The sequence below is a fragment of the Pseudomonas sp. 18.1.10 genome (genome assembly GCF_024655625.1).
Taxonomy (GTDB): domain Bacteria; phylum Pseudomonadota; class Gammaproteobacteria; order Pseudomonadales; family Pseudomonadaceae; genus Aquipseudomonas.
Genome location: NZ_JANLGL010000327.1, coordinates 1 through 4,470, shown reverse-complemented (window position 1 = coordinate 4,470; position 4,470 = coordinate 1). Strand labels below are relative to the sequence as shown.

Annotated in this window: 4 protein-coding genes and 1 pseudogene; 3 read left to right on the top strand and 2 right to left on the bottom strand. The window is 60.9% G+C overall.

Features of this window, described 5'->3' with window-relative positions:
* Positions 1-177 precede the first annotated feature (177 nt).
* A complete protein-coding gene (locus NUV89_RS27905; RefSeq protein ID WP_257783854.1) occupies positions 178-1,980 on the top strand; it encodes an acyl-CoA dehydrogenase in 1,803 nt (600 codons plus the stop codon).
* Here the strand turns inward: NUV89_RS27905 and NUV89_RS27900 are convergent.
* On the bottom strand, positions 1,977-2,270 hold the full coding sequence (locus tag NUV89_RS27900; RefSeq protein WP_017734889.1) for a cell division protein ZapA: 294 nt from the start codon (positions 2,268-2,270) through the stop codon (positions 1,977-1,979). The genes NUV89_RS27905 and NUV89_RS27900 overlap by 4 nt on opposite strands.
* Positions 2,267-2,497: a hypothetical protein gene (locus tag NUV89_RS27895; protein ID WP_257783853.1), complete on the bottom strand. Its 231-nt coding sequence runs from the start codon at positions 2,495-2,497 to the stop codon at positions 2,267-2,269. The genes NUV89_RS27900 and NUV89_RS27895 overlap by 4 nt, the downstream gene beginning before the upstream one ends.
* Positions 2,498-2,763: 266 nt before the next feature.
* On the opposite strand from NUV89_RS27895, the pseudogene NUV89_RS30045 reads away from it, so the two are divergent.
* Positions 2,764-3,486, top strand: a pseudogene (locus NUV89_RS30045) (MCP four helix bundle domain-containing protein); the annotation flags it as partial.
* 30 nt (positions 3,487-3,516) lie between these two features.
* Entirely contained in the window at positions 3,517-4,389 is an 873-nt protein-coding gene (locus NUV89_RS30040; protein ID WP_374684555.1) for a methyl-accepting chemotaxis protein, read from the top strand.
* The last annotated feature ends 81 nt before the right edge of the window (positions 4,390-4,470 follow it).

Sequence of the window (4,470 nt, the reverse complement as noted above, 5' to 3'; positions counted from 1 at the left end):
TCAGTGACAGATGTACTGACTGACACACCGCTTTCGCGAGCAAGCCCGCTCCCACATTTGGACCGCGTTTCTCTCCCCCCATCCGCGCTTTGCCCCTCCATCACCCAAATCAATCTTGCTATCCACCCTCCATTTGCGCACTTAGACTCGGGCCTATTCCCACATAGGTAAGCCGCCATGTCCGAGACGCTGCTCAGTTCCCGCAATCTGGCTTTCGAGCTGTACGAAGTCCTCGATGCCGAGGGCCTGACCAGGCGCGAGCGGTTTGCCGAGCACAATCGGGAAACGTTCGATGCGGCCATCAGCACCGCTCGAAACATCGCCGAAAAGTACTTCGCCCCCCATAACCGCAAGAACGACGAAAACGAACCGCGCTACGAAAACGGCGCAGCCGTCCTGATTCCCGAGGTCAAGCCGGCCGTCGATGCCTTCCTCGAAGCCGGTTTCCTCAACGCCGCGCGCAGTTTCGACGCCGGAGGCATGCAGTTGCCCACCCTGCTCTCCCAGGCATGCTTTGCGCACTTCCAATCGGCCAACGCCGCGTCCACGTCCTACCCGTTCCTGACCATGGGCGCCGCCAACCTCATTGAAAGCTTCGGCACCGAGGAGCAGAAGCAACGCTTCCTGCAACCCATGATCGACGGGCGCTTTTTCGGCACCATGGCCCTGACCGAACCCCATGCAGGCTCGTCGCTGTCGGATATTCGTACACGCGCAGAACCTGCGGCTGACGGCACCTATCGACTCAAGGGCAACAAGATCTTCATCTCCGGCGGCGACCACCCGTTGTCGGAAAACATCGTGCACATGGTATTGGCCAAGCTGCCGGACGCCCCCGCCGGGGTGAAGGGCATTTCGCTGTTTATCGTGCCCAAGTTCCTGGTCAACGATGACGGCAGCCTGGGGGAGCGCAACGATGTGGTGCTGGCCGGGCTGTTCCACAAGATGGGCTGGCGCGGCACCACGTCCACTGCGCTGAACTTCGGCGATAACGGCAACTGTGTCGGCTATCTGGTGGGCAAGCCGCACCAGGGCTTGAGTTGCATGTTCCAGATGATGAACGAAGCGCGTATCGGCGTGGGCATGGGCGCGGTGATGCTGGGCTATGCCGGTTACCTGTATTCCCTGGAGTACGCCCGCGAGCGCCCTCAGGGCCGCCTGCCGGACAGCAAAGACCCTACGACTGCACCGGTGTCGATCATCCAGCACGCCGATATAAAACGCATGCTGCTCACGCAAAAAGCCTACGTCGAAGGCGCCTTTGACCTCGGCCTGTACGCCGCGCGCCTGTTTGACGACACCACCACCCTGGCCACCGAAGCCGAGCGCAAACAGGCCCACGAACTGCTGGACCTGCTCACACCCATCGTCAAATCCTGGCCGTCGGAGTTCTGCCTCAAAGCCAACGAACTGGCGATCCAGATCCTCGGCGGCCACGGCTACACCCGCGAATACCCGGTGGAACAGTACTACCGCGACAACCGCCTGAACCCGATCCATGAAGGCACCCACGGTATCCAGTCCCTCGACTTGCTGGGGCGCAAGCTGGCGCAGAACGGTGGTGCAGGCTTGAAACAACTCATACGACTGATCGCCGAAACCGGCGCACGGGCGCAGGAATACCCGTCGCTAATTGACCTGCGGGACCCCTTGGAACACCTGGTCAACCGCCTGCAAAGCGTGACCATCGGTCTGCTGACGGATCTCGCCCAGGGCAAGGTCAACAGCAGCCTGGCGAACTCTGCACTGTACTTGAAGGTGTTTGGGCATACGGTGATTGGCTGGCGCTGGCTGGAACAGGCAATTCGCGCCGAAGAAGGGCTGGCTAAGGGCAATGCGGCCGACACGGCCTTCTATAGAGGCAAGCTCCAGGCCGCCCGCTACTTCCTGACCTGGGAAGTACCGGGCTGCCATCATGAACTGGCGATTCTGGAGGCACGCGATGATACGTGCCTCGCGATGCAGGACGAATGGTTCTAAGGCTGCCCGATCGCCTTGGCAATCACATCGACCGTGGCGCTGACTTGCTCTTGGTAACGGTCGAGTTCCTCCTGGTGCGCCTGCTGCATTTCAATCTGCTCGGCGCACAGATTCAGCGCCGCCAGCACCAGTAATTTGTCGCCGATCAGCGTCGGATACTTCTTCTTGGTGGTGGCCAGGGAGGCCTTGAGCATGGTCACGGCGTGCATCAGGGTTTTGTCTTCCCCGGCTGGCGCCTTGATCGAGTAATCCTCTCCGAGAATCGAAACGACCTTTATCCCTTCATTCATGCGCCGACAGGACCTGCGCTCACGCGCTCAACCAGTGCTTGGATACGCGCGGCGGTAGCACCGTGCTTTTCTTCCTGTTCCATCAGGTTCAATTGCAGGCTGTCGTTCTCATCCTTGGCGCGGGCCAGTTCGGCCTTGAGGGATTCGTTGCTGCCCAGCAGATCCTGGTTCTGCTGTACCAGGTCGCCGACCAGTTGTTCCAATTGGCTTAGGGATGTTTCTAACATTTTGATTTCTCGGGCTTTTTCAAAGGGCGGTGACGATAAAGAAAATTCACCTCGGATGCCAGGGTTATCCCCGGCGCGCAGCCCGATTGTTAAGGGCCGGGCCGCACTTTCGAGCCTTAGTGACTGCAATTCGCCGATCTGGTTCCTGACGCTCATCGGGTGCGACAAAAACGCACATGCCCCTTTAGACTTTAGTCGTACGACCGATAGAGAAGCATCCCCCCTCTCATGGCCGCACGGATCGCGCTTCTCCCCAGGATTCCAGCATGTCCCTTCGTAATATGAATATCGCGCCGCGCGCCTTTTTAGGCTTCGCGTTTATCGGCGCGCTCATGTTGTTTCTCGGTGTGTTCGCCCTGAACCAGATGAGCAAGATCCGTGGTGCCGCCGAAGACATCACCGTGTCCAGCGTGCCGAGCATTCGCGCCCTCGACGAGTTCACCCAACTGACCCTGCGCCTGCGCGTGCTGTCATACCGCCTGCTGACCAACCGCGAGCCGGATGTACAGCAAAAAACCCTGGACACCTTCGAACTGCGCGACCAGCAGATCCGCGCCGCCCAGGGCATTTATGAAAAGCTGATCGACAGCCGTGAAGAACGTGCCGCCTACGATGAGTATGTGAGCCTGCTGGGCCAGTACCGCCAGATCGAATCGCGCATGAAAAGCCTGTCCCAGGCCAATCAGGTCGACGCCCTGCGCACGCTGATCAACACCGAGCTGCTGAGCAACTCCGAGCAGGTCAACGCCGTGCTGGCGCGCTTGCTGGACATCAACAACACCATGGCCCTGGTCACCAACCAAGAAGCCAAGGACCAATACGACCTGGCCTTCAAGCTGGTCGTCGGCCTGCTGATCCTCGCAACCGCATTGACCGTGCTGTTCGCCTGGCTGTTGACCCGCAGCATCACCCTGCCGATCTCCCAAGCCCTGGAAGCCGCCGAAGAAGTCGCCGAAGGCAACCTCACGCGCCCGATCAAGGTCGATGGCAATGACGAAGCCGGGCGCCTGTTGGCCGCCATGGCCAAAATGCAGGACAAGCTGCGCGACACCCTGCAACGCATCGCCGGTTCCGCCACCCAGCTGGCCTCGGCCGCCGAAGAGCTGAACGCCGTCACCGACGAGAGCGCCCGTGGTTTGACCCAGCAAAACAACGAGATCGAGCAGGCCGCCACCGCCGTCAACGAGATGACCAGCGCCGTGGAAGAAGTCGCACGCAATGCGGTCAGCACCTCCGAAGCCTCGCGCAACGCCACCACCTCCGCCGGCGACGGCCGTGATTTGGTGCAAGAGACCGTCAGCGCCATCGAACGCATGAGCGGCGATGTGCAAGCCACCGCCACGCTGATTGGCGACCTGGCCAATGAGTCGCGGGATATCGGCAAGGTGCTGGACGTGATTCGCGGCCTGGCCGACCAGACCAACCTGCTGGCCCTCAACGCCGCCATCGAAGCCGCCCGCGCCGGTGAAGCCGGCCGTGGTTTTGCCGTGGTCGCCGACGAAGTGCGCGCACTGGCCCACCGCACCCAGCAGTCCACCAGCGAGATCGAGCGGATGATCGGCAGCATCCAGGCCGGCACCGAGCACGCCGTGGATTCGATGCGCAACAGCACCGAGCGTGCAGAATCGACGCTGAACATCGCCAAAGGCGCAGGGATATCGCTGGATACCATCAACACCGCGATTGTCGAGATCAACGAGCGCAACCTGGTGATCGCCAGCGCGGCGGAAGAACAGGCGCAAGTGGCGCGGGAAGTGGACCGCAACCTGGTGAACATCCGCGATCTGTCGGTGCAATCGGCGACGGGCGCCAGCCAGACGAGTGCGGCGAGTAATGAGTTGTCACGCTTGGCGGTGGACTTGAATGGGATGGTGAGTCGTTTCCGCCTCTAACTGACACACCTCGGTCAAAAATGTGGGAGCGGGCTTGCTCGCGAATGCGGTGTATCAGTCGCCAGATGCATTGACTGGCAC

Coding starts and splice junctions, on each gene's coding strand:
- NUV89_RS30040 (WP_374684555.1), top strand. CDS start 3,517: ATGGCCAAAATGCAGGACAAGCTGCGCGACACCCTGCAACGCATCGCC.
- NUV89_RS27900 (WP_017734889.1), bottom strand. CDS start 2,270: ATGAATGAAGGGATAAAGGTCGTTTCGATTCTCGGAGAGGATTACTCG.
- NUV89_RS27905 (WP_257783854.1), top strand. CDS start 178: ATGTCCGAGACGCTGCTCAGTTCCCGCAATCTGGCTTTCGAGCTGTAC.
- NUV89_RS27895 (WP_257783853.1), bottom strand. CDS start 2,497: ATGTTAGAAACATCCCTAAGCCAATTGGAACAACTGGTCGGCGACCTG.